The sequence below is a fragment of the Grimontia sedimenti genome, from assembly GCF_011045095.1.
GTDB classification, from domain to species: domain Bacteria; phylum Pseudomonadota; class Gammaproteobacteria; order Enterobacterales; family Vibrionaceae; genus Enterovibrio; species Enterovibrio sedimenti.
The window spans coordinates 81,301-106,541 of record NZ_JAALDL010000016.1 but is presented as its reverse complement, the minus strand read 5'-3'; the positions used below and the strand labels follow the sequence as shown (position 1 = coordinate 106,541).

The window sequence follows — 25,241 nt, the reverse complement described above, 5'->3', positions numbered from 1 at the left end:
GGCCGGGTTTTCTGTTGTTTGAAGCGTTATTTCAAATGCTCTCCATGGAAGCGGAGGTGATCTTCAATAAAGCTCGAAATGAAGTAGTAGCTGTGGTCATAGCCTTCCTGCATACGAAGCTCCAGCGGATAGCCAGCTTCTTCTGCTGCTTGAAGCAGGTTACCGGGTTTCAGTTGCTCATGCAGGAACTGGTCACCATCACCTTGATCAATCAGCATTGGCAAGTGCTTATCTGCTTTTTTGATTAACGCGCAGCTGTCGTATTCCAGCCAAATTTGGCGATCTTCACCTAAATAATTGGTAAAAGCCTTTTCGCCCCAAGGCACAGCAGCGGGATTCACAATGGGACTGAAAGCAGAAACAGAACGGTAATCATCACTGTTTTTCAACGCAATGGTCAGTGCACCGTGGCCACCCATGCTATGGCCGGAAATGGCCTTCACATCGCTGACTGGAAAGTGTGCTTCAATAACGGCAGGGAGCTCTTTCACCACGTAATCGTACATATGGTAGAAACGGTTCCATGGTGCTTCGGTCGCATTCAGGTAAAAGCCTGCACCGATACCAAAATCGTAGGCACCTTCCGGGTCGTCAGGAATGTTGTCGCCACGTGGGCTAGTATCGGGCGCAACGATAGCAATACCTAGTTCAGCCGCTACGCGGTGTGCGCCCGCTTTCTGCATAAAGTTTTCATCACTGCAGGTCAATCCTGACAACCAGTAGAGCACCGGCACTCGATTGGATTCTGATGCTTGTGGAGGCAGGAAAATGGCGAAACGCATGTTGCAGTGAACAGTACGTGAGGTGTGAGTGTACTGTTTATGCCAACCGCCAAAACTGCGGTTACTGCTGATGTTTTCAAGACTCATGTTGGACTCCAAAGCAGGCGGTTTTGTCACCGCCTGCGTGGGGTTTGTTATTCTGTCGTTTACTTGTCGTAATGGATAACAGAGCGGATGCTCTTGCCTTCGTGCATCAGGTCAAATGCTTCATTGATACCATCAAGACCCATGGTGTGGGTGATGAAGTCATCCAATGCAAATTCACCCGCCATGTAACGCTCGACGATTTCAGGCAGTTCTGAACGGCCTTTTACACCACCGAATGCTGAACCACGCCATACACGACCGGTGACCAGCTGGAATGGACGGGTAGAGATTTCCTGCCCGGCACCGGCAACACCGATGATGACAGACTCGCCCCAGCCTTTATGGCAACACTCAAGTGCTGAACGCATCACATTGACGTTACCGATACACTCGAACGAATAATCAACACCACCGTCAGTCAATTCAACGATGACGTCCTGAATCGGTTTGTCGTACTTGCTTGGGTTGATACAGTCAGTCGCACCCAGCTTTTGAGCCAGTTCGAACTTGCTCTCATTGATGTCGATACCAATGATGCGGCTTGCACCTGCCATTGCAGCGCCGATGATGGCAGAAAGACCAATGCCACCTAGACCGAAGATCGCAACGGTATCTCCTTTTTGAACTTTGGCCGTGTTTAGCACTGCGCCCATACCGGTCGTTACACCACAGCCAAGAAGGCAGACTTCTTCGAGAGGTGCGTCTTTGTTGACTTTCGCCAGCGAGATTTCAGGTAAAACTGTGTACTCAGAAAAAGTCGAAGTCCCCATGTAGTGGTAGATCGGTTGACCATCTTTAAAGAAGCGGGTGGTGCCGTCTGGCATCAGGCCTTTACCTTGAGTCTCACGGATTTTCTGACACAGGTTGGTTTTACCTGACTTACAGAACTTACACTCACCACATTCTGGTGTGTATAAAGGAATAACATGGTCACCCACCTGAACGCTGGTGACACCTTCACCCACTTGCTCAACAATGCCACCACCTTCGTGGCCTAGGATTGCAGGGAAGATACCTTCTGGGTCATCACCTGACAGGGTAAATGCATCGGTGTGGCAAACACCGGTTGCAATAATGCGCACCAGTACTTCGCCCGCTTTTGGCAGCATGACATCCACTTCTTCAATGCTCAGCGGTTTGCCTGCTTCCCACGCGATTGCTGCGCGCGATTTAATAAATTGCTCTGCCATTGACAGCATCCTCCGTTTATTGGGTTAGTCCCTTATCGTCTAACCCTAGGTGATTTATGTTGGAGTAGCGAGTTCACTTTTGTGACACGCTGAATTTGAGTAATAGTCTATTTGTTTCTAAACGTGTGATAATCCACTTGGATTGCAATTAACTTTTACTGGTGAGAAATAATGTCGGACTGGCAAGGAGTTTCAGAGTTTCTGGCAGTGGTTGAAACAGCCAGCTTTACCAAAGCATCAAAGCGGTTGGGGGCATCAACGGCGCATGTGAGCCGTCAGGTGGCATTGCTTGAGGAGAGGCTCAATACCCGCCTTCTATTTCGAACCACGCGAAAGGTTTCCACGACAGAAGAGGGTGATATTTACTATCAGCATTGTCGACTGCTGGCTGATGGCCTGAAAGAGGCAGAGAGTGCAGTGACGCAGTTGCACGAGACGCCGAATGGACACATTAAGCTGACAGCGCCAGTGACCTATGGGGAAAAAGTGGTGATGCCGCTGATCCTCGATTTCATGCAAGCCTACCCCGAAATTCAAATAGAGGTAGACCTGACCAATGCGACGCTAGACCTTGTCGACTCATCTTGTGATGTGGCGTTAAGGTTAGGGCGCTTGGTGGACTCATCCATGGTGTGTAAGCGCTTGGCTACACGTCGTCTTATTGTTTGTGGTTCGCCGGATTATCTTTCCAAATTTGGCACGCCCCATACGCTTTCTGAATTGGCACAACACAATTGCCTTCGTGGTCAACATGACTACTGGCGTTTCCGTGAGGAAGGCAAAGAGCGCTCTGTCCGTGTTCGTGGCAACCTTCGCTGCAACAGTGGTATTGCCTTGCTGGATGCCGCAATCCGTGGCAATGGGTTAATTCAGCTTCCGGATTATTACTTGCAGAAGGCGTTGGAAAGCGGTGAGGTCGTCAAGGTGCTGAATGCTTACGAGGATTTGGAAGAGGGAATTTGGGCACTTTTCCCGCACCGCAGACTGCAGCCTCTTCGCGTTAAACTGCTGGTGGATTTTCTGGCGGCTAAACTGGTGAATCAGGCTAAGGATTGAGGTGCATGGAGTGATATACTCCGCCGCATAGCAAGATTGAAGTAAAGGCACACAGTGACAGAGAGTGAATTAGATCAGCAGTTTATGCGCCGGGCGATAGAGCTCGCGGGCAAAGCAGAATCCGAAGGTGAAGTTCCCGTCGGTGCTGTTGTCGTGCATGATGGTGTGGTCATTGGAGAAGGCTGGAACCGCTTGATTGGCCAGCATGATGCCACCGCTCATGCGGAGATGATGGCACTGCGCCAGGCAGGTAAAGTGCTACAAAATTATCGTCTGTTGGAAGCGGTACTTTATGTCACCTTGGAGCCTTGCCCAATGTGTGCGTCCGCCATGGTGCATAGCAGGATTGGCAAAGTGGTGTTTGGCGCGCCCGATTATAAGACGGGAGCCGCAGGGAGTGTCATGAATTTGCTGAGCTACGAAGGCGTTAACCATCATGTTCAGTATCAGGGAGGTGTGTTGGAAGAGGAGTGTCGCGAGCAATTGCAGGCATTTTTCCGCCGTCGTCGCTCAGAAAAGAAAGCGGAAAAAGAAGCGCGTAAAGCTGCGCAAAGCCCTTCTGACGAAAATTAAAAACTCTCGTCCATCATGGCGAATTCGCGTATCGCGAACGTGCGTTGGCGCCATAGCACCTTCTTCAGTGCCACATTGCGTTGGCGTTTACGACGGTTCGACGCCGCGCTGGAATTACGGGAAAAGTTAGCTTGTGCCTTTCTTTTCTTAGCAAACATCGTACGTTCCTTTTGAAAAAATAAGCGCAGCCCCGCTGCGCTTATTGATATTTATAGTCGTCCTTTATTAAAGCACGATGACAGCATGATTCTCTGATAAACCTAGTTCTTAGTGTCGGCTTTTTCCTGAGTTTCCGGTGTTTTTCCCGCACTCTCTGCTTCATCTGCCACGGGTGTCGATTCAAGCGTATCAATCATTTCACTGACACCTTCGCCAGGTACGTCTTCCACTTTGATGGTTTGCAAGCCTTCCAGATCGTCGGCTGCATCACTAGTGATGGCTTCTGCTTTATCTTGCTCATAGCCAACCATACTCTGGTAGTAACGACGAATATTTTCCACATAGCTTAGCGCCTCATAACCACGCGCAAAGCCATAGCGGGTTTGTTTGTAATACTGGCGCTTCGCCAACAGAGGTAGACGTTGTTTAACATCGGCCCACGAATCTGGGTTCCCACCTTGCGCCTTGGTCAGGCGTCGCGCGTCCATCATGTGGCCGAAACCAATATTGTAAGAAGCGAGCGCAAACCAAATTTTTTCGTGCTCGTTAACGCTGTCAGGTACGCGATGTAGCATTTTGCGCAGGTACTCGGCACCACCGCGAATGCTTTGTTCTGGGTCGAGTCTGTTCTTCACGCCCACTGATTTTGCTGTCGGCAGCGTCAACATCATCATGCCACGCACGCCTGTTGGTGATACGGCGCGGGGATTCCAGTGGGATTCCTGATAGGAAAGTGCAGCCAGCAGACGCCAGTCAAACTCATCAGCGTACTTCTTAAACAGCGGCTCCCATTCAGGCAGTTTGGAGTCAATGGCTCGCAAGAAGGCGCGGGTATCGACAAAGTCAAAGCTGTCGACGTGGCCGAAGTACTTTTCTTCGAGTGCCGCCAATTCACCGCTTTGGGTCTTCTTACCGAAAAACTCAATCATCAAAGCGTAAACACTGTCATCCTGAGACTTCTTCATAAACCAGGCGACAGGTTCATCTTCTGTCAGGCTCAAGGCGATAGTGATGGAAGGGTGGGTACGTTGCACAAGCGCAATGTCCACGGAATCGGCAATGGTGAAATCCAGCTTACCGTCAGCGACTTGTTTGAGCAGCTCATCGTCGTCAGTGTCTTTAACGCTTTCCCAAATAAGTTCTGGGTATTCACGCTGAATAGCTTGAAGAGTGAGAGCATGGCTCGAACCTTCCACCACAGCAACGCGCGCGCCGTCTTTGTTGAGTTCGGTCAGATTGCGCGGACGCCAGTGACCGTTTTTGTAGACCAGTTGCTGGCTGACGTAATAGTAAGCCGGTCCTGGACGGAAATGTTCCAGACGGTCTTTGGTGATGGTTAAGCCAGCCGCGATGATATCAACGTCACCACGCTCTACGGCAGGGAACAGACCTGACAGCGTATAAGCGGGTTGCATTTCTAGCTTCACGCCCAGGCTTTGGGCGAATTGGGAGGCCAGCTCATAGTCGAGGCCGGTTGGGCCATCGGGACCAATGTAGTAAGAAAGCTGGTTATTTAGCGTACCCACGCGCAATACGCCGCGGTCGCGGATTTTTTCCAGCGCGGTTCTGTCATCATACTTCCACTCACAGCCCGCGAGAAAAAGCATCAGGAAAAAGCCGGTAAGTAGTTGATAGGTTCGTTTTACTGCGTTCGAGTTCAAAAAGTTATGCCTACCTCTAAAGTTTGAAGACTGTTATATCAAAGCTCGCCGTATGCGGAAAGTTAAGCTGCAACCGTTACTTGGGGAATCCTCAGAATAGTGACAATAAACGCCAGTCAAAAAAAGTTACGCAAACGGTTGCGTCAAGTGTTACGTCGCTCACTTTTTTCCCCTATAATACCGCCCCGAAGCCTTTAGAAGTGGTATCGACATGGCTTTCCCATCTCATTTGCGCAATGTAAATCATGGGGTTAGGTCAATATTACTTTAATTCACCGCTAACCGAGAGACGTACGCACATGGAAATTTTGCGTGGTTCCCCCGCTCTGTCCGAATTTCGAGTCCAAAAACTGCTGGAAAGCTGCAAAGCAAACGACTTGCCTGTGACCAGCCTCTATGCTGAGTATATTCACTTTGCTGATCTCAGCGCGCCTTTAAGCGAGGACGAGAAGCAAAAACTGGATCGCCTGCTCACTTATGGTCCAACGATCGCAGAGCATGCACCTACTGGAACCCTCTTCCTTGTTACACCGCGCCCCGGCACCATTTCCCCTTGGTCTTCTAAAGCTACCGACATCGCCCGCAACTGTGGCTTGGCCCAAATTAAACGCCTTGAGCGCGGCACTGCTTACTATGTTGAGCTGTCCGGCGAGCTATCTGAAGCACAGCAAAAAGTACTGGCAGGTCTGCTTCACGATCGCATGATGGAAGTGGTATTTGACCAGTTCGATGAAGCCTCAGCATTGTTCCAAGCGGCAACGCCTGCACCAATGACGGCAATTGATGTCTTGGGTGGCGGACGCGAAGCACTGGAAAAAGCCAACGTCGAGTTGGGTCTGGCACTAGCGGAAGACGAAATTGATTACTTGGTGGAAAGCTTCATCAAGCTGGGTCGTAATCCGAACGACATCGAACTCATGATGTTTGCACAGGCAAACTCTGAGCATTGTCGTCACAAGATTTTCAATGCGGACTGGACTATCGATGGTGTTGAACAGCCAAAGAGCCTGTTCAAGATGATCAAAAACACCTTTGAACATAACAGTGAATACGTGTTGTCAGCGTACAAAGACAACGCAGCTGTGATGACAGGCTCTAATGTGGGTCGATTCTTCCCGAACCCTGAGTCGCGCCAATATGACTACCATCAGGAAGAAGCGCACATCCTGATGAAAGTGGAAACCCATAACCACCCAACGGCGATTTCTCCATGGCCTGGCGCTTCAACTGGCTCTGGCGGCGAAATCCGTGATGAAGGCGCAACCGGTATCGGTGGTAAGCCAAAAGCGGGTTTGGTTGGTTTTACAGTATCTAACCTTCGTATCCCTGGTTTTGAACAACCTTGGGAAACCGACTTCGGTAAGCCAAACCGCATTGTTAACGCGCTGGATATCATGCTGGAAGGCCCCCTGGGTGGCGCCGCATTTAACAACGAATTTGGTCGTCCGAACCTGCTGGGTTACTTCCGTACTTACGAGGAAAAGGTGACCTCGCACAACGGTGAAGAAGTACGTGGTTACCACAAGCCGATCATGATTGCGGGCGGCATGGGCAACATCCGTGACCAGCACGTACAGAAAAAAGAAATCCCCGTTGGCGCGAAGCTGATTGTTCTTGGCGGCCCTGCGATGAATATCGGTTTGGGCGGTGGTGCCGCGTCTTCAATGGCGTCTGGTCAGTCGACCGAAGATCTGGATTTCGCTTCTGTTCAGCGTGAAAACCCTGAGATGGAACGCCGCTGTCAGGAAGTGATTGACCGCTGTTGGCAGCTTGGCGAGCAAAACCCAATTGCGTTTATTCACGACGTGGGCGCGGGTGGTATTTCGAATGCCTTGCCTGAGCTGGTGGATGACGGTGAGCGTGGCGGTAAATTCCAGCTGCGTGACGTACCGAATGACGAGCCGGGTATGAGCCCACTGGCAATTTGGTGTAACGAATCTCAAGAACGCTATGTTATGGCGGTTGCGCCAGAAAACATGGACGTGTTCGATGCTATCTGTAAGCGCGAACGTGCACCTTACGCGGTGGTAGGTGAAGCGACTGAAGAACGTCATCTGACACTGGAAGACAGCCACTTCGACAACACACCAATCGACATGCCAATGGATATTCTGCTTGGCAAGCCGCCGAAAATGCACCGTGATGTGACCTCTCTGAAAGTGGAAGGTCAGACAATTGCCCGCGACGGCATCAACATTGAAGAAGCCACCCAGCGTGTGCTGCGTCTGCCTTCGGTCGCTGAGAAAACCTTCCTTATCACCATTGGTGACCGCACAGTAACCGGCTTGGTTGCACGTGACCAAATGGTTGGCCCTTGGCAGGTGCCGGTTGCGAACTGTGCAGTGACTGCAGCAAGCTATGACACTTACCATGGCGAAGCCATGTCCATGGGTGAGCGCACACCAGTTGCACTGCTGGACTTTGCTGCGTCTGCGCGTCTGGCTGTCGCAGAATCCCTGACTAACATTGCTTGTTCTGACATCGGCGATCTCAAGCGTATCAAGCTGTCTGCAAACTGGATGGCAGCAGCAGGCCACCCAGGTGAAGATGCTGGCCTTTATGAAGCAGTGAAAGCGGTGGGTGAAGAGTTGTGTCCAGCGCTGGATCTGACCATTCCTGTGGGTAAAGACTCAATGTCGATGAAGACCCGCTGGGACGAAAACGGTGAGCAAAAAGAAAACACCTCGCCACTGTCTTTGATCATTACCGCATTCGGTCGTGTCGAAGACGTACGCAAGACAGTCACGCCTCAACTTCGCACAGACAAAGGCGATAGTGCACTGGTGCTGGTCGACCTTGGCCAAGGCCAAAACCGTATGGGTGCAACTGCACTGGCGCAGGTTTACAAGCAGCTGGGTGACAAACCTGCTGATGTTGACAGCCCAGAGCTGCTGAAAGGTTTCTTCAACGCGATGCAAACGCTGGTTCGCGACGAAAAACTGCTGGCTTACCATGACCGTGGTGATGGTGGTCTTTACGTGACATTGGCGGAAATGGCGTTTGCGGGTCATGTGGGTGTTGAAGTTGATATCAACACTCTATCTGCTGAAGGTGAGTGCAGCGACGAGCTGGCAGCGCTGTTCAACGAAGAGTTGGGTGCTGTGGTTCAGGTTCGCACTGAAGATTTGGATTCTGTGCTGTCGACGCTTTCTGCACATGGTCTGGAAACCTGTAGCCATGTGATTGGTACCCTGACAGAAGACGACGTCGTTCGTATCTGGAATGGTGATGCACTGGTGCTGGATCAGAACCGCACTGAGCTTCGTACCATTGGGCGGAAACCACTTATCAAATGCAGGCAATGCGTGATAATCCACGCGGTGCTCAGCAAGAGTTTGATGCGAAGAAAGACGTAACTGACCCGGGCTTGTCAGCCAACCTGACCTTCGATGTTCAGGAAGATGTGGCGGCACCGTTTATCGCAACGGGTGCACGTCCTCAAATGGCAATTTTGCGTGAACAGGGCGTAAACTCTCACGTTGAAATGGCAGCGGCGTTTGACCGCGCAGGCTTTGATGCCAAAGACGTTCACATGAGTGACGTGTTGGCAGGCAATATCTCGCTGGAAGAGTTCAACGGTTTAGTAGCTTGTGGCGGCTTCTCATACGGTGACGTATTGGGCGCAGGTGAAGGTTGGGCGAAGTCTATCCTGTTCAACGAGCAGGCACGCGACCAATTCGAGCGTTTCTTCCACCGTGGTGATTCGTTCGCTCTGGGTGTGTGTAACGGCTGTCAGATGCTATCTAACCTTCACGATTTGATCCCAGGTGCAGACTTGTGGCCGCGTTTCGTTCGCAACGAATCTGAGCGTTTTGAAGCACGTTTCAGCCAGGTACAGGTTCAGGAAAACCCATCGCTGTTCCTTAGCGGTATGGCGGGCTCTCACATGCCTATCGCGGTTTCTCATGGCGAAGGCCGTGTGGAAGTGCGTGATGCAGAGCATCTCGCTGCAATTGAGCAATCAGGCACGGTTGCACTGCGTTATCTGGATAACTTCGGCAAGGTGACGCAGGATTACCCTGCTAACCCGAACGGTTCTCCAAACGGTATCACGGGCCTCACCACCCGTGATGGTCGTGTGACTATCATGATGCCGCACCCAGAGCGTGTATTCCGCACTGTGGCTAACTCATGGCACCCAGATAACTGGGGTGAAGATAGTCCTTGGATGCGTATGTTCCGTAACGCGCGCGTCAAGCTGGGTTAACTCAGGACGTTTTAAACGCCAAACTTGTGACACAAGCCGCTACCTTCTGGTGGCGGTTTTTTTATCCGATTGCATCCGGTATCGGCGAAAGGGTAAAGTGTTCCGGCAATTTTATGGAGAGAAATGCAATGGACAGTGCAATCAGCTTTACGCTTATTCCATCCGGACAGGTACCGGAATCCCTGCAGTGCCGTTTTCCCTCGTTGGCAAAACTGAACGATCCTGAATCGACGAAAGAGCTCCCTATGTTGGTTGCCGAAAAAGAGGGTGAACCTGTTGCTGTGGCTGTGCTTCAACATGAAAAGCGCCATAACGGCATCATGGTGGAAGATGCGACCTTAACCCTGCTTGAAGTCGATCAGGCGAGCCGCCTTCAAGGCATTGGTAAAAACTTGCTTAATGCATTGGAAGCTTACGCAGCAACGGTAGCATGTGAGTTAAAAGTGGACTGCGGTGCGGTGATCGGACGTAAACCTATGCAGGCGCTGTTGACCAACTCCGGCTATGAGCCACCCTTTGCGTGTGGCGAGACCAAAACCACGACATGGAAGAAGTCTCTGGTTTAATGCAGGAAATTGTTAAGGAAAACCGCGCCAACGGAACAGTGTAGGGTTACAATTAGTGATGTTGCGCAATGCAGAATTTAAGGGAATGAGACATGAAAAAAATTGAAGCGATTATCAAGCCGTTCAAGCTTGACGACGTGCGCGAAGCACTGGCGGAAGTCGGTATTACGGGTATGACAGTTTCGGAAGTTAAAGGTTTCGGCCGCCAAAAAGGCCATACCGAGTTGTACCGTGGTGCGGAGTACATGGTGGACTTCCTGCCAAAAGTAAAATTGGAAATCGTCGTGGCTGCTGATGCTGCAGACCAGTGTGTTGAGACCATTGTGCAAACAGCACAAACCGGCAAGATCGGTGATGGTAAGATTTTCGTCACTGACGTAGAGCGCGTCGTGCGTATTCGTACTGGTGAAGAAGACGAAGAAGCGATTTAATCGTCTAATACGAGTTTAAAAGCCTCCCAATCGGGAGGCTTTTTCGTTTTCATTACGCGGCTGGCGGTAACTTAATAGCAAACCACGTAACGGTCGGGTCTGTGGTTCATGGTTAGCACCAGGTTCAGAACAAAAGCGCCGACGACAGAACACGCTAGCAGCCATGGCGAAACGAAGAAAAATGAAGCCAGCAGGATGGCAATATCAATTGCCATCTGTACATTGCCCGCACGAACGCCGAACTTGTCCTGACAGTATAGTGCCAGCACATTGAAGCCTCCGAGACTTGCGTTATGGCGGAAGATCATCAACATGCCCACACCCATTAGCAACCCGCCAATCAAACCGCAATACAGGGGTTGTAGCCAGCCAATAGTAAATACATGTGAAATGTGGTCGACGATTAACGACACCATGCCACCTGCAAAGACACTACGAAGGGCAAACTGGGTACCAAAACGCTGCCATCCCATAAAGTAGAAAGGCACGTTCATCAGAAAGTAAATGGTACCGAATGAGAGGTCGGTAAACTGGGTGATCAAAAGTGCCAGACCTGTCGTACCGCCAGTAAGCAAACCTGCCTGCTGCAGGAAATAAACACCCTGCGCCACAATGAACGCACCGGACAGGACCGCAATCATGTCTTCAAACTGTGAATGTTTGGGCTGATAACTCAACGCAATAACTCCTAAAAATGTGTCGTTTTTAAAGGGATTCACGACGCAAGAATGTACTCACAAAAATCCGGGATGTTTGATTCTCTCTGGAATCATTCCGCGGTGTCGCTTTCACAGTAAATAGATGAAAAGCAGGGCATCTTAATGAGATTGCATAAGGGAGGAAAGAGTCGGGGTAAACTCGCGTAAGCGCTTGTGTCAGCAGCAGCTTACGAGGTGTAAAGATTTGTGGTTTACAGTCTGTGACATTGGTCAATGTGAATTCAATTCATGATTGGAATGAGAAAAGACCATGTTCAGTCAGGCAAAAAAAATGTGATTCCTACTACCTGTTGCGCAACAAATTTTGTAGAATCGCAGCCAATAGGAATGCAATGACGAAAACGTTTGCGTCCGCGTGGATACTGACGTTTTTAATTTGGTGTAAATCAACCCAAACCAGGTTGACCCGATGATTTGCCCAAGCGAGTTATCGGGTCAACTTGGTACCCAGGGAACTATCTGAGTCAGGAGATACAGATGCTAAAGCGTGACATGAACATCGCTGATTACGATGCGGAGCTGTTTGCCGCGATCCAGGAAGAAACTGCACGTCAGGAAGAGCACATCGAGCTCATCGCGTCAGAGAACTACACCAGCCCTCGCGTTATGGAAGCGCAAGGTTCCCAACTGACTAACAAATATGCGGAAGGCTACCCAGGCAAGCGCTACTACGGCGGTTGTGAGTACGTAGACAAAGCTGAAGCGCTGGCAATCGACCGCGCATGTGAACTGTTCGGTGCAGAGTATGCGAACGTTCAGCCACACTCAGGTTCTCAGGCAAACAGCGCTGTTTACATGGCGCTGCTGAACCCAGGCGATACCGTTCTGGGCATGAGTCTGGCTCATGGTGGTCACCTGACTCACGGTTCACCAGTTAACTTCTCTGGTAAGCACTACAACGTGATCCCTTACGGCATCGACGAAGCTGGTCAAATCAACTACGACGAAATGGAAGCGCTGGCGCTTGAGCACAAGCCTAAGATGATCATCGGTGGTTTCTCTGCGTATTCACAAATCGTTGACTGGGCGCGCATGCGCGAAATCGCTGACAAAGCAGGCGCTTACCTGTTCGTTGATATGGCACACGTCGCGGGTCTGATTGCAGCGGGTGTATACCCAACGCCAATCCCACACGCACACATAGTGACCACAACTACGCACAAAACGCTAGCGGGTCCTCGTGGCGGTCTGATCCTGTCTAACGCAGGCGAAGACATGTACAAGAAGCTGAACTCAGCGGTATTCCCTGGCGGTCAGGGTGGTCCTCTGATGCACGTTATCGCTGCAAAAGCGGTTGCGTTCAAAGAAGCGATGGAACCAGAGTTCAAAGCGTACCAGCAGCGCGTAGTAGACAACGCTAAAGCGATGGTTGCACAGTTCCAAGAGCGTGGCTACAAAGTGGTATCTAACGGTACTGAAAACCACCTGTTCCTGGTTGACTTGATCGACAAGAACATCACGGGTAAAGAAGCGGACGCAGCACTGGGTGCAGCGAACATCACTGTGAACAAGAACAGCGTTCCTAACGACCCACGTAGCCCATTCGTGACTTCTGGTATCCGCGTTGGTTCTCCAGCGATCACCCGTCGTGGTTTCACGCAAGATGACGCGAAAGAATTGGCTAACTGGATGTGTGATGTTCTGGACAACATCGAAAGCCAAGAAGTGATTGAAGCGACGAAAGCGAAAGTACTGGAAATCTGTAAACGTCTGCCAGTTTACGCATAAGCCGTTATCTGATTGAAAAAAGCACCTTCGGGTGCTTTTTTTGTGCCTGTTTTCACCACTTTCGCGCTTTCTCAGGTCTGCAAATCGGTTACACTGTTCACCAATTGTTTAAGGAGGCGAGATGCACTGTCCATTTTGTGGTGCGAATGACACCAAGGTCATTGATTCACGACTGGTCGCAGACGGCCATCAGGTGCGTCGTCGTCGCCAGTGTTTGGCGTGTAACGAACGTTATACTACGTTTGAAACTGCAGAGCTGGTGATGCCGCGTATCATCAAAACCAATGGCAACCGAGAGCCATTTAACGAAGATAAATTGCGTGGCGGTATTCAGCGAGCTCTTGAAAAGCGCCCGGTGAGCACGGACGATATCGAAAAGTCTATTAACACCATCAAATCAACGATTCGCGCAACGGGCGAACGTGAAGTGTCTTCGACGCTGGTAGGCAATTTGGTGATGGATGCGCTGAAAGAGCTCGATAAAGTCGCTTACATTCGCTTTGCGTCTGTGTACCACAGCTTTGAAGATATCCGAGACTTCGGTGAAGAAATCGCCCGCCTGGAAAAATAAGCGGATACATGTTTTCAATTTTTGATTCTCAAATGATGCTGCGAGCCATCGAGCTGGCAAAACGCGGCATCTATACCACCGCGCCTAACCCTAGCGTTGGTTGTGTCATCACTCAGGGTGATGACATTGTCGGCGAAGGTTTTCACTTCCGTGCCGGTGAGCCGCATGCGGAAGTTCATGCCCTTCGTGCTGCCGATGAAAACGCCAAAGGCGCCACAGCCTATGTCACCCTTGAGCCATGCTCCCATTACGGGCGCACTCCTCCTTGTGCTGATGCATTGATTGCTGCGGGTGTCAGCCGTGTCGTTTGTGCCATGGTAGACCCAAATCCGAAAGTCGCAGGCCGTGGTATCCAACGTATACGTGATGCGGGCATTCAGGTGGATGTTGGCTTAATGCAAGCCCAGGCTGAAGCGTTGAATCCTGGCTTCATAAAAGTGATGAAAACCGGATTGCCATTTGTGCAGTTAAAGCTAGCTTCCAGTCTTGATGGCCGCACAGCATTGGCAAATGGTCAGAGCAAATGGATCACCGGGGATGAAGCCCGCGCCGATGTGCAGGTGTTTCGTGCTCAAGCGGGTGCCATTCTCTCAACCAGCCAGACCGTGCTGGACGACAACCCGTCTCTTAACGTGCGTTGGGAACAGCTGCCTGATGCCGTTAAAGCGGAGTATGCCCAGGACGACTTGCGTCAACCGGTACGCGTGATATTGGATACTCAAAGGAAGGTGAGTGATAACGCCCATCTTTTCTCGTTGGAAGGTGACGTTATTATTGTGACTGCATCTCAAGCAGATTCAGGTAATGACACGGTAAAACTGCTTACCGTCGCCAAAGAAGCGGGACAGCTTGATCTTAATAGCGCTCTGCGTGCCTTGGCATCTCATGGCATCAATCATATCTGGGTGGAAGCGGGCGCCACTTTGGCGGGTAGCCTTCTGAAGGCTTGCTTGGTGGATGAGCTGATTATCTATCAGGCTCCTAAACTGATGGGAAGCGACAGTCGTGCCTTGGTGAACTTGCAGGGCATGACCTGTATGAGTCAGGTGCCAGCCTTCGAACTGACAGACGTGACCCGTATCGGCAACGATGTGCGTCTTCGCATGCAAAAACAACAGCCAGAGTAACAATCAAAGCGAATCTATATGTTTACAGGAATTATCGAAGCGGTTGGTCATATCCAGAAAATCACCCCTAAAGGCGGTGACATTTCGCTGACCGTGGAAAGTGGCAAGCTGGATCTGGCTGACGTGAAGCTTGGCGATAGTATCGCCACCAATGGTGTGTGTCTGACCGTGGTCGAGTTGACCGCAAAGGGTTATGTGGCGGACCTATCGGGTGAGACACTTCAGCGTACCGCGTTTGCAACATACAAAGCTGGCCAGAAAGTGAACCTGGAAAAAGCCATGCTGCCCACAACGCGATTTGGTGGCCACATGGTTTCCGGTCATGTCGACAGTGTGGCGACAGTGGTTTCACGCACCCAAACGGGGCGTGCGATCGAGTTTTGGCTCGAGGCACCTGCAGAGCTCGCCAAATACCTTGCCGAGAAAGGCTCGGTGACGATTGATGGCATCAGCCTGACGATCAATGCAGTGGATGGCAATCGATTCAAACTGACCATTGTTCCGCATACTGCTCTTGAAACGACAATCGAAGATTTCACTGTCGGATACCAAGTCAACATCGAAGTGGACGTGATTGCCCGCTACCTTGAACGATTAATGATGGGCGACCGTGCTGCGCAGCAAAGTGGTGCAGGCGGTTTGACCATGGCAAAGCTCGCTGAGTCGGGCTTTTTGAGATAACAGAACCGGATTGCCGGTAAGAACAGGGACAGAACCATGCCAATCAGCAGCGCAGCAGAGATTATTGAAGACATCCGTCAGGGCAGAATGGTTATCCTGATGGACGATGAAGATCGCGAAAACGAAGGCGACCTCATCATTGCAGCAGAGAAAATTACGCCGGAAGCCATCAATTTTATGGCGATGTATGGCCGTGGCCTGATTTGTCTTACCATGACTAAAGAACGGTGCCAACGCCTTGGTTTACCCTTGATGGTCAGCGACAACAACGCGCAGTTCTCTACGGCCTTTACTGTTTCTATTGAAGCGGCTGAAGGGGTGACAACGGGTATTTCTGCCGCTGATCGTGCACGTACGGTAGAAGCGGCGGTTGCACCGAATGCAGTTGCTGCAGATTTGGTTCAGCCGGGACATATCTTCCCGTTGATGGCTCAGGATGGTGGTGTACTGACCCGAGCGGGTCACACTGAAGCGGGGTGTGATTTGGCGCGTCTTGCTGGTTTTTCTCCTGCAGGTGTTATCGTTGAAATACTCAATGAAGACGGCACCATGGCGCGTCGTCCGGATCTGGAAAAATTCGGTGAGAAGCATGGTATCAAACTGGGTACCATCGCTGATCTGATTGAATACCGTAACAACAACGAAACCACCATAGAGCGAGTGGCAGAGTGTAAGCTGCCAACGGAATATGGTGAGTTTGACCTGATCACTTATCGCGACACCATCGACAGCCAAGTGCATTATGCCCTGCGTAAAGGGGAAGTGAGTAACCAGCCAACGCTGGTGCGTGTGCACCTCCAAGATACCTTTACTGACTTGCTGCACTCTGATCGTTCTGCAGAGCGTAGCTGGTCACTCAGCGATGCGATGAAACGTATCAATGCTGATGGTGGTGTGCTGGTCATTCTGGGTAAAGAAGAGTCTTCTTCCTCCATTATCAACAAAGTACGTACTTTTGAAGCTCAGGACAAAGGCGAGAAGCCAGCTGCCGCTAAATGGCAGGGTACGAGTCGCCGTGTTGGTGTAGGCTCGCAAATTCTGGCGGACTTGGGGGTGACAGACATGCGTTTGTTGTCTTCAACCAATAAACGCTACCATGCACTTTCAGGCTTTGGTCTGAAAGTGGTCGAGTATGTCGTCGACTAAACTCAAACGACGCTGACAAAGAAAACGCAGCTTAAGCTGCGTTTTTTTATTCCGAAACAGGCTCGATTCGACGCAAATTCCCAAGCGGCATAAGCGCTGGCGGCTTTGCAGAAAAGTGTGATAGAATCCCGCGGTTTCTCAATCCGGATAAATAAGTCATAGGAAGGCCCATGAAGGTAATCGAAGGTGCATTCGCAGCACCAAATGCTCAAGTTGCTATCGTTATCTCCCGTTTCAACAGCTTTATTAACGAAAGCCTGCTGGATGGTGCTATTGATGCGCTGAAGCGTCAGGGCCAAGTAAGTGAAGACAATATTACTGTAGTACGTTGCCCAGGCGCTTATGAGTTGCCGTTGGTGGCGCAACGTGTTGCAAAAAGCGGCCGTTACGACGCTATTATCGCGCTGGGATCAGTGATCCGAGGCGGTACGCCACACTTTGACTATGTGGCCGGAGAATGTAACAAAGGTCTGGCACAAGTTGCACTGGAGTTTGATACTCCTGTTGCATTCGGCGTGTTGACCGTAGACACCATTGAACAAGCCATCGAACGCGCGGGTACCAAGGCTGGTAATAAAGGGGCAGAGGCTGCACTAAGCGCGCTTGAAATGGTAAACGTACTGTCCCAAATCGAATCCTAATCGGGGGTTACTGTGAAACCAGCCGCACGGCGCAACGCGCGCCATTTTGCACTACAAGCAATCTACTCATGGCAACTGACGCAAGGCAACGTAGCTGATATCGAAGCTCAATTCCTTGCGGCAGACAACTATGAAGAAGAAGAGCATCAAGCAGAAGAACCACGTCTGCGCCAACCTGAAACTGACGTAGATTACTTCCGTGATCTACTGGCAGGTGTTGTTCTGAATTACCAGGAAATGGACAGCAAAATGCGTCCTTACCTGTCTCGTCCAATTCAGGATCTGGACGAAATGGAACACGCACTTCTTCGTCTGGCTATGTATGAACTGTGCAAACGCGAAGACGTTCCTTACAAAGTAGTTATTAACGAAGCGATTGAGCTGGCGAAGCGTTTTGGCGCGGAAGACAGCCACAAATTCGTGAACGGTGTGCTGGATAAAGCGGTACCGACGCTGCGTAAAAAGTAATATCGAGTTAAGACTTCAAAGGCCAGCCACGCTGGCCTTTTTCTTAGGAAAGGACTGATGGCCGGTAACGAATTCGACCTGATAAACCGTTACTTTAAATCGCAGCCTGTCACGCGCCGCGATGTGGACTTAGGCATAGGGGATGATGCAGCTATCATCACGGTGCCAGAAAACTGCCAACTGGTCGTGACGACCGATACACTGGTGGCAGGAACCCATTTTCTTCCTGATGCTGATCCCGTAAAAGTCGCGCACAAAGCGTTGGCTTCCAACTTAAGCGATCTTGCTGCCATGGGTGCTATGCCAGCATGGTGTTCTCTTGCTTTAACACTCCCTGAGCCGAATGAAACTTGGCTTGCAGCCTTCTGTGACGGTTTTTACAAGCTTGCTGAGTATTATCAAGTCCAATTGGTGGGTGGTGACACGACCAAAGGCCCCCTGAGTATTACCATTACGCTTCAAGGCTTTGTTCCTGCGGGTAAAGCCATTCGTCGTGATAGTGCGAAAGCCGGGGACTGGTTGTATGTAACGGGGAACCTTGGCGACAGTGCTGCAGGTTTGGACGTTATCTTGAAGGGTAATGACCCTAAGAATGAGACAGAAAATACACTGTTGAATCGTCACTATTATTCTGAGCCAAGAGTACTGGCTGGACAGGCTCTTCGTGAAATCGCCTCTTCCGCGCTGGACATCTCTGATGGTCTGGTTGCCGACCTTAAACATATCTTAAAAGCGAGCAATGTCTCCGCTGTTATCAATGCGGACACCTTGCCAGTATCTGATGAGTTGATGGCGTTTGCCGGTGGCGAAGAAGCAGCAGCGAAAATCGCGCTAACCAGTGGCGAAGAGTACGAGCTTTGTTTTACTGTACCTGAGAGTCACCGTGGCGCGGTGGATGCGGCTTTTGCGCATACCAACACTGCCGTGACCTGTATTGGCCAAATTCGCCATGGTGAGGGCGTGACAGTGCAATGGCAGGGCAAGCCTGTCGATTGGTCCCTGAGTGGTTGGGATCATTTCTCCGAGTGATGTATGGATAATCCAATTAGTAAAATTCGTCTTTCCAATCCTGTTCATTTGCTGGCGACAGGTTTTGGCTCCGGTCTTTCACCCATTGTGCCCGGCACTATGGGAACGCTGGCAGCGGTACCTTTTTATTATCTATTAGTCAGCTTTTCTCCGATCGTGCTGGCTGTCGCCATTGTGTTGGGTTCATTCATCGGTGTTTACCTTTGTGGCCGAACGTCAGGTGACATGGGCGTGCATGATCATGGCAGCATTGTCTGGGACGAATTTGTCGGTTTTTGGATCACTATGTTCCTCGTCCCCGTGACCGACTGGCAGGTTGTTTTGGCCGGATTTATCATTTTCCGGTTTTTTGACATGGTCAAACCTTGGCCTATCAGTTGGCTGGATAAACAGGTCCATGGCGGCTTTGGCATTATGCTTGATGATATTGTGGCGGGCTTGATGTCGATGGTGACACTTTGGGCTGGTTACACTTACCTGTTAAGTTAGCTATCACTATGATTTAAATAGCCACGAAGCCGCTCTATCCGAGAGCGGTTTTGGGCCACAGATTCCATGAGGGGCCTGAGCTTATCATCCAGCTTAGGTGCTTCACTCCAGCTTGGGTCAGGTTGCCATGATGCTGACCATTCCACTACTTCCTCTCCCATCAGTGGTTTCGATATGCCGAACCCCTGGCCAAGCTCACAGCCGAGCCAGATAAGCATCTGGGCCTGCTCCTTGGTTTCCACACCCTCTGCAAGCACTTCACGATTGAAGGTATTTGCCAAAGATATGACCCCTTCTAAAATGGCCAGATCATCAGGGTCGACCAACATGTCGCGAATAAAGCTTCGGTCTATCTTTAGTGTCTGTGCGGGCAGTTGTTTGAGGTAGGTGAGTGACGCATAACCGGTTCCAAAGTCATCAATCGCAAATGCCACACCAAGTGCTCGGCATTGGCAAATAACCTCTGAAACGGCGTCAAAATCTTCGAATGCACTGGTTTCCAATATCTCCAATTCCAGCTGTTCAGCATTGATTTGAGGGTACCTGGCAAGTTGTATGCGAAGCTTGTGGATGAAGTCCGGCTGCAACAGATGATGTGGAGCGAGGTTAACACTAACGGTCGTATTTAATCCCTGCTCTTGCCAGCGCACAAGCTCCGAAAGTGCTTTATCAATCACCCAATTTCCTACATCGATAATCAGCGAGTGGTTTTCAATGAGGGGAATAAACTCTGCTGGGCTAAGCTCGCCTTTTTGCGGGTGTTGCCAGCGTATCAGTGCTTCTAAACCAATAATGTCACCTTCACGCAAGTTCACCTTGGGCTGGTAGCGTAAAAAGAGCTGGTTGTTTTCGAGGGCTTTACCAAGCTCACTCAGCTTCTCATGCTGAGTCTTCAAGCTACGCTCCAGTTCAGCATCAAAGAAGTGGTAACGCCGCTTACCTTTGAGCTTAGCTTGGTACATGGCGTAATCAGCTTGTCTCAACAATTTGTCAGAGTTTACCTCTTCAGATTGGGGGTAGGTGGTGATACCAAAACTTGCGGAAACCTGAACCAGATGACCGTTCACATCGATAGGCTCTGATGTGGCGGCCAGCAGACGTGGGAGAAGTGGCTGACAAGATTCAGGTGAATGTAGATCGGTTAATACAGCGACAAACTCATCACCGCCTATTCTGGCGATAGTATCGCTGTCCCTGAGTGCATTTTTCATACGAAGGGCTAGCTGTTGCAAGAGCACATCACCTACTTCGTGGCCATAGGTATCGTTAACCGGCTTGAAACCATCAAGATCGAGGAAAATAACCGCAATAAATTGTCTGTGGCGCTTTGCTTGCTTCATTGCATGTTTCAGGCGATCACCGAGAAGTAGTCGATTTGGCAGTTCGGTTAATTGGTCAAAATGGGCAATCTTCTCCAGCTTGTGTTCATGCTCTTTGTAAGCGGTAATGTCAGAAAAGACGGCGACATAGTTAGCCGGGTTTCCTTGTTCATCGGTCACCGCACTGATGGTGAGAAGTTCCGGGTACATTTCGCCATCTTTTCGTCGGTTCCAAATTTCCCCGCTCCAGTGGCCTTTTTTCTCCAGAGAATGCCACATGTTTTTGTAGAACTTCTCGTCCTGCCGACCTGATTGCAACACACTTGGGTTTTTGCCCTTTACTTCATCCAACGTATAACCAGTGATGCGGCAGAAAGCCTGATTGACCTCGATAATCCGGGTCTGGCTGTCAGCAATGATGATGCCTTCCCTTGCGTGAGTGAATACTTTCGCTGCTAACTGAAGGTTTTCTTCTGCTTTTTTGTGCGCCGTAATATCTTGATGTGTGCCTAAAACTTTAAGTGGTCGCCCTTGTTCATCCCATTCCACAATCTTTCCGCGAGCAAGCACGTTAATCCATTGCCCTGACCAGTGTCTGAGGCGAATTTCGCAGTCGTAATAGTCGGCTTCTCTGGCAAAGAGTTTGGCGAGTTGTCGTTCTGAAAGCGGCTTATCTTCCGGATGGATAAAATGCTTCCAGTCCTGATTCGGTGGGCCATTCAAAGCGTCCAGATCCCAGCCAAGAATATCGGCCCATGCGCCGTTGTAGGTGATAAAGCCACTAACCACATCCCATTCCCAGGTACCGGTTCGGGTGCCTTCAATGACGTTTTGAAGCCTGGAATGTTCCATGCTCAGGGAGTCGTGTGAATGTCGGATTAAAGCAATCATGTTGTTCATGGTTGCGCTTAACGACGACAGCTCTTTGTTAGTGAAATCAGGGATATGAGAGACAGGAATACCGCTCATGTCGCGGGTGCTGATTGCTTCAGAGATGTCTTCCAAGGGCTTTACAAAAAAACGGTTCGTAAAGTAAAGCAGTAGACTGATGAGAACCGTAGCAGCAACGATAGATGAGGCAACAGTTTGCCGCAGTTGTAGTGTTAGATTCTTTCTTAACTGCTCATCTGACATATGAATGACGATGTTGCCGAGCACTTCTCCCTCTTCGGAGAGAACCGGAGAAGTCCGGGAAAACATCGTGCTCTGCAATTGTTGAGAGTGAAAAGGAGCACTGTCGTTGTACGTTACTAGATCGCCTTGCTCATTGCGTATAAACCCAGATACATACTCGGATTGACCCGTGATATTTGCCATAGAGCGGTCGTAAACTAAAACGGCAAAGAGGTCGTGGAGTCGGGCTTCAGCATGAACCAGGTTACTGTATTCATTTGGGGCGTAAGACTCCATATATGGAGCAATGGTCTCTGTGAGGCGTTCGGTGCTTTCGAGCACCTTTTCCTCCATATAAGAGACAGTCTCCCGCCGTTGGTCGAGGTATACCAGTACTGAGGATAGAGAAAAAACGGCAATAACGGCGACGCAGATAGCAATCGCCAGATGGGTGAACAGTGAACCTTTACGCGAAGGTTTGTCCATCATCGCCCGTCATCCATCCCCAGTACATTTCGCCTTATTTGAGGCATAAGCGCATCAACATTGCTCTCAGAAACTGCCAGCACGGGAAGAGAAATGGTTTTCTTGACCGCTTTCCCCTGAAGGTGTTTATGCATCGTTGAAATGGCCATTTCACCCATCAGAAAAGGCTGTTGCATACCTGCACCTACCAGCGTTCCACTTTCCAACAGAGCGGGAAACTCAGGCTCAGCGTCAAAGCAGAGCAGCAGAATATCTCCTTTCTTACCCGTGTCTTTGATGGCATCCAGTGCTGCCTGGTAGCGGTCAGAACCTTGTAGCCAAAGCCCTTGTAGATCTGGGTTTGCGTTGATGAGTGCGGTGGCATGATCATAGGTTTCCTGATAGGAAAAATCGACTTGCTGCTTCAACCCTGCCGATTGGTAACCTTTTTCCTCTATTGCCCTTAAAAAGCCTTGGGTTCGCGCCCGGCCATTTTCACGCTTTTGGGGTATCGAAATAATACCGACAGTGGCGTCATTCCAACCCCGTGAGGAAAAAGCTTCAGAGATAATGAGCCCCAGATCGTAAGCGCCAGTGAAATTATCTGACGCGATGTAGCTGATGTAATCACCTTCATCTGTCCCGATATCTGCAATAACAACAGGTACGTTAGCTTTTTTAGCAAGCTTTAGGATAGTGACTGCACTGGATGAGTTAGTGGGAGAAATGATCAATCCACTGATGCCTGAGTTCAGAGCGGCGATGGTATTTTTCAGCTCTTTCTGTTTGCTGTTTTCTGCCGAGTAAACATCGACTTCAAACCCAAGCTCTTGTCCGCGATGTTCAATGCCGCGTTTGAGGATGTCCCAGAATGGAATGCGGGCATCAGATACAAGGTAAGCGATACGCGGTGTGTTTTCGCTCGCTGAGCTGTGAAAGGTAAAAAGGGTCAGGCACAGGCCTAGAAAGAGCAAAGCGCTTCTTTTCATTCTGCTACCGCCTCGACAGTTGTCAGACACTAACCAATTGATATAAAAGTTTTAAGTAACCCAATAAGGGTAGTCTTAAATATGAGATGCTGCGTGTTTTTGTTGCTGATTATGAGCGTAGGAAAACGGGAAAAGAAAACGGCGCTACAAGCGCCGTTTTTGGTGAGATGATTAGAGATTATTCGCCGAGATAGCGGCGGATTTGGGCTTCAATGCCTTTACCGTCGATCTCGAGCTCCTCATGAAGCTCTTGTTGGGTGCCTTGGTGGATGAATTTATCCGGTAGGCCGATTTGCAGTACTGGCTTGATTTGGCGGGACTTCATCAAGTATTCAATCACACCAGAACCGGCACCGCCGGAAATCGCATTCTCTTCGACCGTGACCAGCACCTCATGAGATGCGACCAGTTCGTCGATAAGGGCTTCATCCAATGGCTTCACGAAACGCATATCTGCAACGGTAGCATTCAGGTTTTCTGCCGCTTGCAGGACGTAAGGCATCATGGTGCCAAAGTTCAGAATGGCAATTTTCTCGCCCTGACGGCGAACTACACCTTTACCGATCGGCAATGCGGTCATGGTTTTTTCAACGGTCGCGCCGCAACCTGTACCACGAGGATAACGAACAGCACTTGGGCCCTGATGAAGATGACCGGTGTACAGCATTTGGCGACACTCGTTTTCGTCACTCGGCGCCATGATCACCATGTTCGGGATACAGCGCATGAAGCTGAGATCAAATGCCCCTTGGTGAGTCTGACCGTCTGCACCAACCAATCCACCACGGTCAATCGCGAACATCACAGGCAAGTCCATAATCGCGACATCGTGGATCAGTTGGTCATAACCGCGTTGCAAGAAGGTGGAGTAAATCGCAACCACTGGGTTGTAGCCACCAATCGCCATGCCAGTGCCAAGGGTAACCGCATGCTGCTCAGCAATCGCTACGTCGAAGTAGCGGTCTGGGAATTCTTTGGAGAATCGCACCATGCCTGAGCCTTCGCGCATGGCAGGGGTGATCGCCAGAAGCTTTTCGTCCTCTGCCGCCATGTCACACAACCACTCACCAAAGATTTTGGAGAAAGTTGGGCCGGATGATTTGGCTTTCGGCAGAGTATTTTCCGCAGGATTGAACTTAGGCACGGCGTGATAGCCAATCGGATCTTTCTCCGCAGGCTCGTAACCTTTGCCTTTTTTAGTCATCACATGCAGGAACTGCGGTCCTTTGAGGTTTCGCATGTTCTTGATGGTTTTGACCAGCTCTTCCACATCGTGACCGTCAACTGGGCCTATGTAGTTGAAACCCAGCTCTTCAAACAGGGTGCCTGGCACAACCATGCCTTTCAGATGCTCTTCCGCGCGGCGAACCAGTTCTTTAATCGGTGGTGCACCGGACAGCACTTTCTTTCCACCTTCACGGATAGAAGTGTAGAAATTACCCGAAAGTAGCTGAGCCAGATGGTTATTGAGCGCACCAACGTTTTCTGAAATCGACATTTCGTTGTCATTCAGAATCACCAGCATATCGGCATGAACATCACCTGCATGGTTCATGGCTTCAAAAGCCATGCCTGCGGTGATTGCGCCATCTCCAATCACGCTGACGACTTTGCGGTCGCGGCCTTCTTTGGCAGCGGCAATCGCAAGCCCTAACGCTGCACTGATTGACGTGGAGCTGTGGCCGACAGAAAGTACGTCATATTCGCTTTCTTCACGCCAGGGGAAAGGGTGAAGCCCGTCTTTTTGGCGGATAGTCGTCAGACGCTCACGGCGACCGGTCAGGATCTTGTGAGGGTATGCCTGATGGCCAACATCCCAGATCAGATGATCGAATGGGGTGTTGTAAACATAGTGAAGCGCCACGGTCAGCTCAATGGCACCAAGGCCAGATGCAAAGTGGCCGCTTGAATGGCTCACGGAGTTGAGCAGATATGTTCTTAGCTCGTCGCACAGTTTCGGCAGAACGTCGCGTGGCAGCGTTCTGAGTTCGTCAGGCGTGTCTGCCAGTGCGAGCGTTGGGTATTTAGAAATATCGAGAGTCAT

21 protein-coding genes and 1 pseudogene are annotated in these 25,241 nt (G+C 50.4%); 14 read left to right on the top strand and 8 right to left on the bottom strand.

All coding sequences use genetic code 11. The annotated features are described in order from the left end of the window. Positions 1-26: 26 nt before the first annotated feature. A complete protein-coding gene (gene fghA / locus G5S52_RS18885; protein ID WP_165017364.1) occupies positions 27-869 on the bottom strand; it encodes an S-formylglutathione hydrolase in 843 nt (280 codons plus the stop codon). A gap of 59 nt (positions 870-928) precedes the next feature. Then, a complete protein-coding gene (locus G5S52_RS18880) occupies positions 929-2,059 on the bottom strand; it encodes an S-(hydroxymethyl)glutathione dehydrogenase/class III alcohol dehydrogenase (protein WP_165017361.1) in 1,131 nt (376 codons plus the stop codon). Between the two features lie 171 nt (positions 2,060-2,230). Here G5S52_RS18880 and G5S52_RS18875 point away from each other — a divergent pair, with 171 nt between their 5' ends. Together G5S52_RS18875 and tadA are read left to right on the top strand one after the other, a co-directional pair. Then, positions 2,231-3,115: a LysR family transcriptional regulator gene (locus tag G5S52_RS18875; protein WP_165017358.1), complete on the top strand. Its 885-nt coding sequence runs from the start codon at positions 2,231-2,233 to the stop codon at positions 3,113-3,115. 54 nt (positions 3,116-3,169) lie between these two features. Then, positions 3,170-3,688, top strand: a complete 519-nt coding sequence (gene tadA, locus G5S52_RS18870; RefSeq protein WP_165017355.1) for a tRNA adenosine(34) deaminase TadA — start codon at positions 3,170-3,172, stop codon at positions 3,686-3,688. On the opposite strand, the gene G5S52_RS18865 is transcribed toward tadA, so the two are convergent. Together G5S52_RS18865 and mltF are read right to left on the bottom strand one after the other, a co-directional pair. Then, entirely contained in the window at positions 3,685-3,846 is a 162-nt protein-coding gene (locus tag G5S52_RS18865) for a hypothetical protein (protein WP_002536980.1), read from the bottom strand. The two genes, tadA and G5S52_RS18865, sit on opposite strands and share 4 nt — an antisense overlap. Positions 3,847-3,948: 102 nt before the next feature. After that, complete coding sequence (gene mltF / locus G5S52_RS18860; RefSeq protein WP_165017382.1) at positions 3,949-5,454, bottom strand: membrane-bound lytic murein transglycosylase MltF; 1,506 nt, start codon at positions 5,452-5,454, stop codon at positions 3,949-3,951. Between the two features lie 353 nt (positions 5,455-5,807). Between mltF and purL the strand changes: the two are divergent. The 3 genes and pseudogenes from purL (at position 5,808) to glnB (ending at position 10,712) form a co-directional block, all read left to right on the top strand. Continuing rightward, a pseudogene (purL, locus tag G5S52_RS18855) lies at positions 5,808-9,715 on the top strand (phosphoribosylformylglycinamidine synthase). Between the two features lie 128 nt (positions 9,716-9,843). Next, entirely contained in the window at positions 9,844-10,281 is a 438-nt protein-coding gene (locus G5S52_RS18850; RefSeq protein ID WP_002536985.1) for a GNAT family N-acetyltransferase, read from the top strand. A gap of 92 nt (positions 10,282-10,373) precedes the next feature. Next, complete coding sequence (glnB, locus tag G5S52_RS18845; protein WP_002536987.1) at positions 10,374-10,712, top strand: nitrogen regulatory protein P-II; 339 nt, start codon at positions 10,374-10,376, stop codon at positions 10,710-10,712. Between the two features lie 71 nt (positions 10,713-10,783). Here glnB and G5S52_RS18840 read toward each other — a convergent pair whose 3' ends face one another. Then, the gene (locus tag G5S52_RS18840; protein ID WP_438590729.1) at positions 10,784-11,353 is read right to left on the bottom strand and encodes a DUF6198 family protein; all 570 of its coding nucleotides are present in this window, start codon (positions 11,351-11,353) and stop codon (positions 10,784-10,786) included. Positions 11,354-11,908: 555 nt separating this feature from the next. Here G5S52_RS18840 and glyA point away from each other — a divergent pair. The 9 genes from glyA to pgpA all read left to right on the top strand — a co-directional run bounded on the left by glyA (position 11,909) and on the right by pgpA (position 19,311). Beyond that, positions 11,909-13,159: a serine hydroxymethyltransferase gene (gene glyA / locus G5S52_RS18835; RefSeq protein ID WP_002536991.1), complete on the top strand. Its 1,251-nt coding sequence runs from the start codon at positions 11,909-11,911 to the stop codon at positions 13,157-13,159. Positions 13,160-13,280: 121 nt separating this feature from the next. Then, complete coding sequence (gene nrdR, locus G5S52_RS18830) at positions 13,281-13,730, top strand: transcriptional regulator NrdR (protein WP_002536993.1); 450 nt, start codon at positions 13,281-13,283, stop codon at positions 13,728-13,730. A gap of 8 nt (positions 13,731-13,738) precedes the next feature. Then, on the top strand, positions 13,739-14,857 hold the full coding sequence (ribD, locus tag G5S52_RS18825; protein WP_165017349.1) for a bifunctional diaminohydroxyphosphoribosylaminopyrimidine deaminase/5-amino-6-(5-phosphoribosylamino)uracil reductase RibD: 1,119 nt from the start codon (positions 13,739-13,741) through the stop codon (positions 14,855-14,857). 18 nt (positions 14,858-14,875) lie between these two features. Next, on the top strand, positions 14,876-15,538 hold the full coding sequence (locus G5S52_RS18820; RefSeq protein WP_165017346.1) for a riboflavin synthase: 663 nt from the start codon (positions 14,876-14,878) through the stop codon (positions 15,536-15,538). 36 nt (positions 15,539-15,574) lie between these two features. Continuing rightward, positions 15,575-16,684 carry a bifunctional 3,4-dihydroxy-2-butanone-4-phosphate synthase/GTP cyclohydrolase II gene (gene ribBA, locus G5S52_RS18815; protein ID WP_165017343.1) on the top strand — a complete coding sequence of 370 codons (1,110 nt, stop codon included), beginning with the start codon at positions 15,575-15,577 and terminating at the stop codon, positions 16,682-16,684. 170 nt (positions 16,685-16,854) lie between these two features. Continuing rightward, positions 16,855-17,325 carry a 6,7-dimethyl-8-ribityllumazine synthase gene (gene ribH / locus G5S52_RS18810; RefSeq protein WP_002536998.1) on the top strand — a complete coding sequence of 157 codons (471 nt, stop codon included), beginning with the start codon at positions 16,855-16,857 and terminating at the stop codon, positions 17,323-17,325. A 12-nt stretch (positions 17,326-17,337) separates the two neighbouring features. Beyond that, positions 17,338-17,793: a transcription antitermination factor NusB gene (gene nusB / locus G5S52_RS18805; RefSeq protein ID WP_002537000.1), complete on the top strand. Its 456-nt coding sequence runs from the start codon at positions 17,338-17,340 to the stop codon at positions 17,791-17,793. Positions 17,794-17,850: 57 nt separating this feature from the next. Then, positions 17,851-18,822 (top strand): thiamine-phosphate kinase, encoded by a 972-nt coding sequence (thiL, locus tag G5S52_RS18800; RefSeq protein ID WP_165017339.1) that lies wholly within the window; start codon positions 17,851-17,853, stop codon positions 18,820-18,822. A 3-nt stretch (positions 18,823-18,825) separates the two neighbouring features. Then, the gene (gene pgpA / locus G5S52_RS18795) at positions 18,826-19,311 is read left to right on the top strand and encodes a phosphatidylglycerophosphatase A (RefSeq protein WP_165017336.1); all 486 of its coding nucleotides are present in this window, start codon (positions 18,826-18,828) and stop codon (positions 19,309-19,311) included. Here pgpA and G5S52_RS18790 read toward each other — a convergent pair. From G5S52_RS18790 to dxs, 3 genes are all read right to left on the bottom strand, one after another. After that, entirely contained in the window at positions 19,308-22,232 is a 2,925-nt protein-coding gene (locus tag G5S52_RS18790; protein WP_165017333.1) for a bifunctional diguanylate cyclase/phosphodiesterase, read from the bottom strand. The two genes, pgpA and G5S52_RS18790, sit on opposite strands and share 4 nt — an antisense overlap. After that, entirely contained in the window at positions 22,229-23,197 is a 969-nt protein-coding gene (locus tag G5S52_RS18785; RefSeq protein WP_165017330.1) for a substrate-binding domain-containing protein, read from the bottom strand. The genes G5S52_RS18790 and G5S52_RS18785 overlap by 4 nt, the downstream gene beginning before the upstream one ends. Positions 23,198-23,375: 178 nt before the next feature. Then, on the bottom strand, positions 23,376-25,241 hold the full coding sequence (gene dxs / locus G5S52_RS18780) for a 1-deoxy-D-xylulose-5-phosphate synthase (protein ID WP_165017327.1): 1,866 nt from the start codon (positions 25,239-25,241) through the stop codon (positions 23,376-23,378).

Coding starts and splice junctions, on each gene's coding strand:
- ribH (WP_002536998.1), top strand. CDS start 16,855: ATGAAGGTAATCGAAGGTGCATTCGCAGCACCAAATGCTCAAGTTGCT.
- dxs (WP_165017327.1), bottom strand. CDS start 25,241: ATGACTCTCGATATTTCTAAATACCCAACGCTCGCACTGGCAGACACG.
- G5S52_RS18790 (WP_165017333.1), bottom strand. CDS start 22,232: ATGATGGACAAACCTTCGCGTAAAGGTTCACTGTTCACCCATCTGGCG.
- fghA (WP_165017364.1), bottom strand. CDS start 869: ATGAGTCTTGAAAACATCAGCAGTAACCGCAGTTTTGGCGGTTGGCAT.
- ribBA (WP_165017343.1), top strand. CDS start 15,575: ATGCCAATCAGCAGCGCAGCAGAGATTATTGAAGACATCCGTCAGGGC.
- G5S52_RS18785 (WP_165017330.1), bottom strand. CDS start 23,197: ATGAAAAGAAGCGCTTTGCTCTTTCTAGGCCTGTGCCTGACCCTTTTT.
- mltF (WP_165017382.1), bottom strand. CDS start 5,454: ATGCTTTTTCTCGCGGGCTGTGAGTGGAAGTATGATGACAGAACCGCG.
- ribD (WP_165017349.1), top strand. CDS start 13,739: ATGTTTTCAATTTTTGATTCTCAAATGATGCTGCGAGCCATCGAGCTG.
- pgpA (WP_165017336.1), top strand. CDS start 18,826: ATGGATAATCCAATTAGTAAAATTCGTCTTTCCAATCCTGTTCATTTG.
- glyA (WP_002536991.1), top strand. CDS start 11,909: ATGCTAAAGCGTGACATGAACATCGCTGATTACGATGCGGAGCTGTTT.
- thiL (WP_165017339.1), top strand. CDS start 17,851: ATGGCCGGTAACGAATTCGACCTGATAAACCGTTACTTTAAATCGCAG.
- G5S52_RS18865 (WP_002536980.1), bottom strand. CDS start 3,846: ATGTTTGCTAAGAAAAGAAAGGCACAAGCTAACTTTTCCCGTAATTCC.
- nrdR (WP_002536993.1), top strand. CDS start 13,281: ATGCACTGTCCATTTTGTGGTGCGAATGACACCAAGGTCATTGATTCA.
- G5S52_RS18880 (WP_165017361.1), bottom strand. CDS start 2,059: ATGGCAGAGCAATTTATTAAATCGCGCGCAGCAATCGCGTGGGAAGCA.
- glnB (WP_002536987.1), top strand. CDS start 10,374: ATGAAAAAAATTGAAGCGATTATCAAGCCGTTCAAGCTTGACGACGTG.
- G5S52_RS18820 (WP_165017346.1), top strand. CDS start 14,876: ATGTTTACAGGAATTATCGAAGCGGTTGGTCATATCCAGAAAATCACC.
- G5S52_RS18850 (WP_002536985.1), top strand. CDS start 9,844: ATGGACAGTGCAATCAGCTTTACGCTTATTCCATCCGGACAGGTACCG.
- G5S52_RS18875 (WP_165017358.1), top strand. CDS start 2,231: ATGTCGGACTGGCAAGGAGTTTCAGAGTTTCTGGCAGTGGTTGAAACA.
- G5S52_RS18840 (WP_438590729.1), bottom strand. CDS start 11,353: ATGATTGCGGTCCTGTCCGGTGCGTTCATTGTGGCGCAGGGTGTTTAT.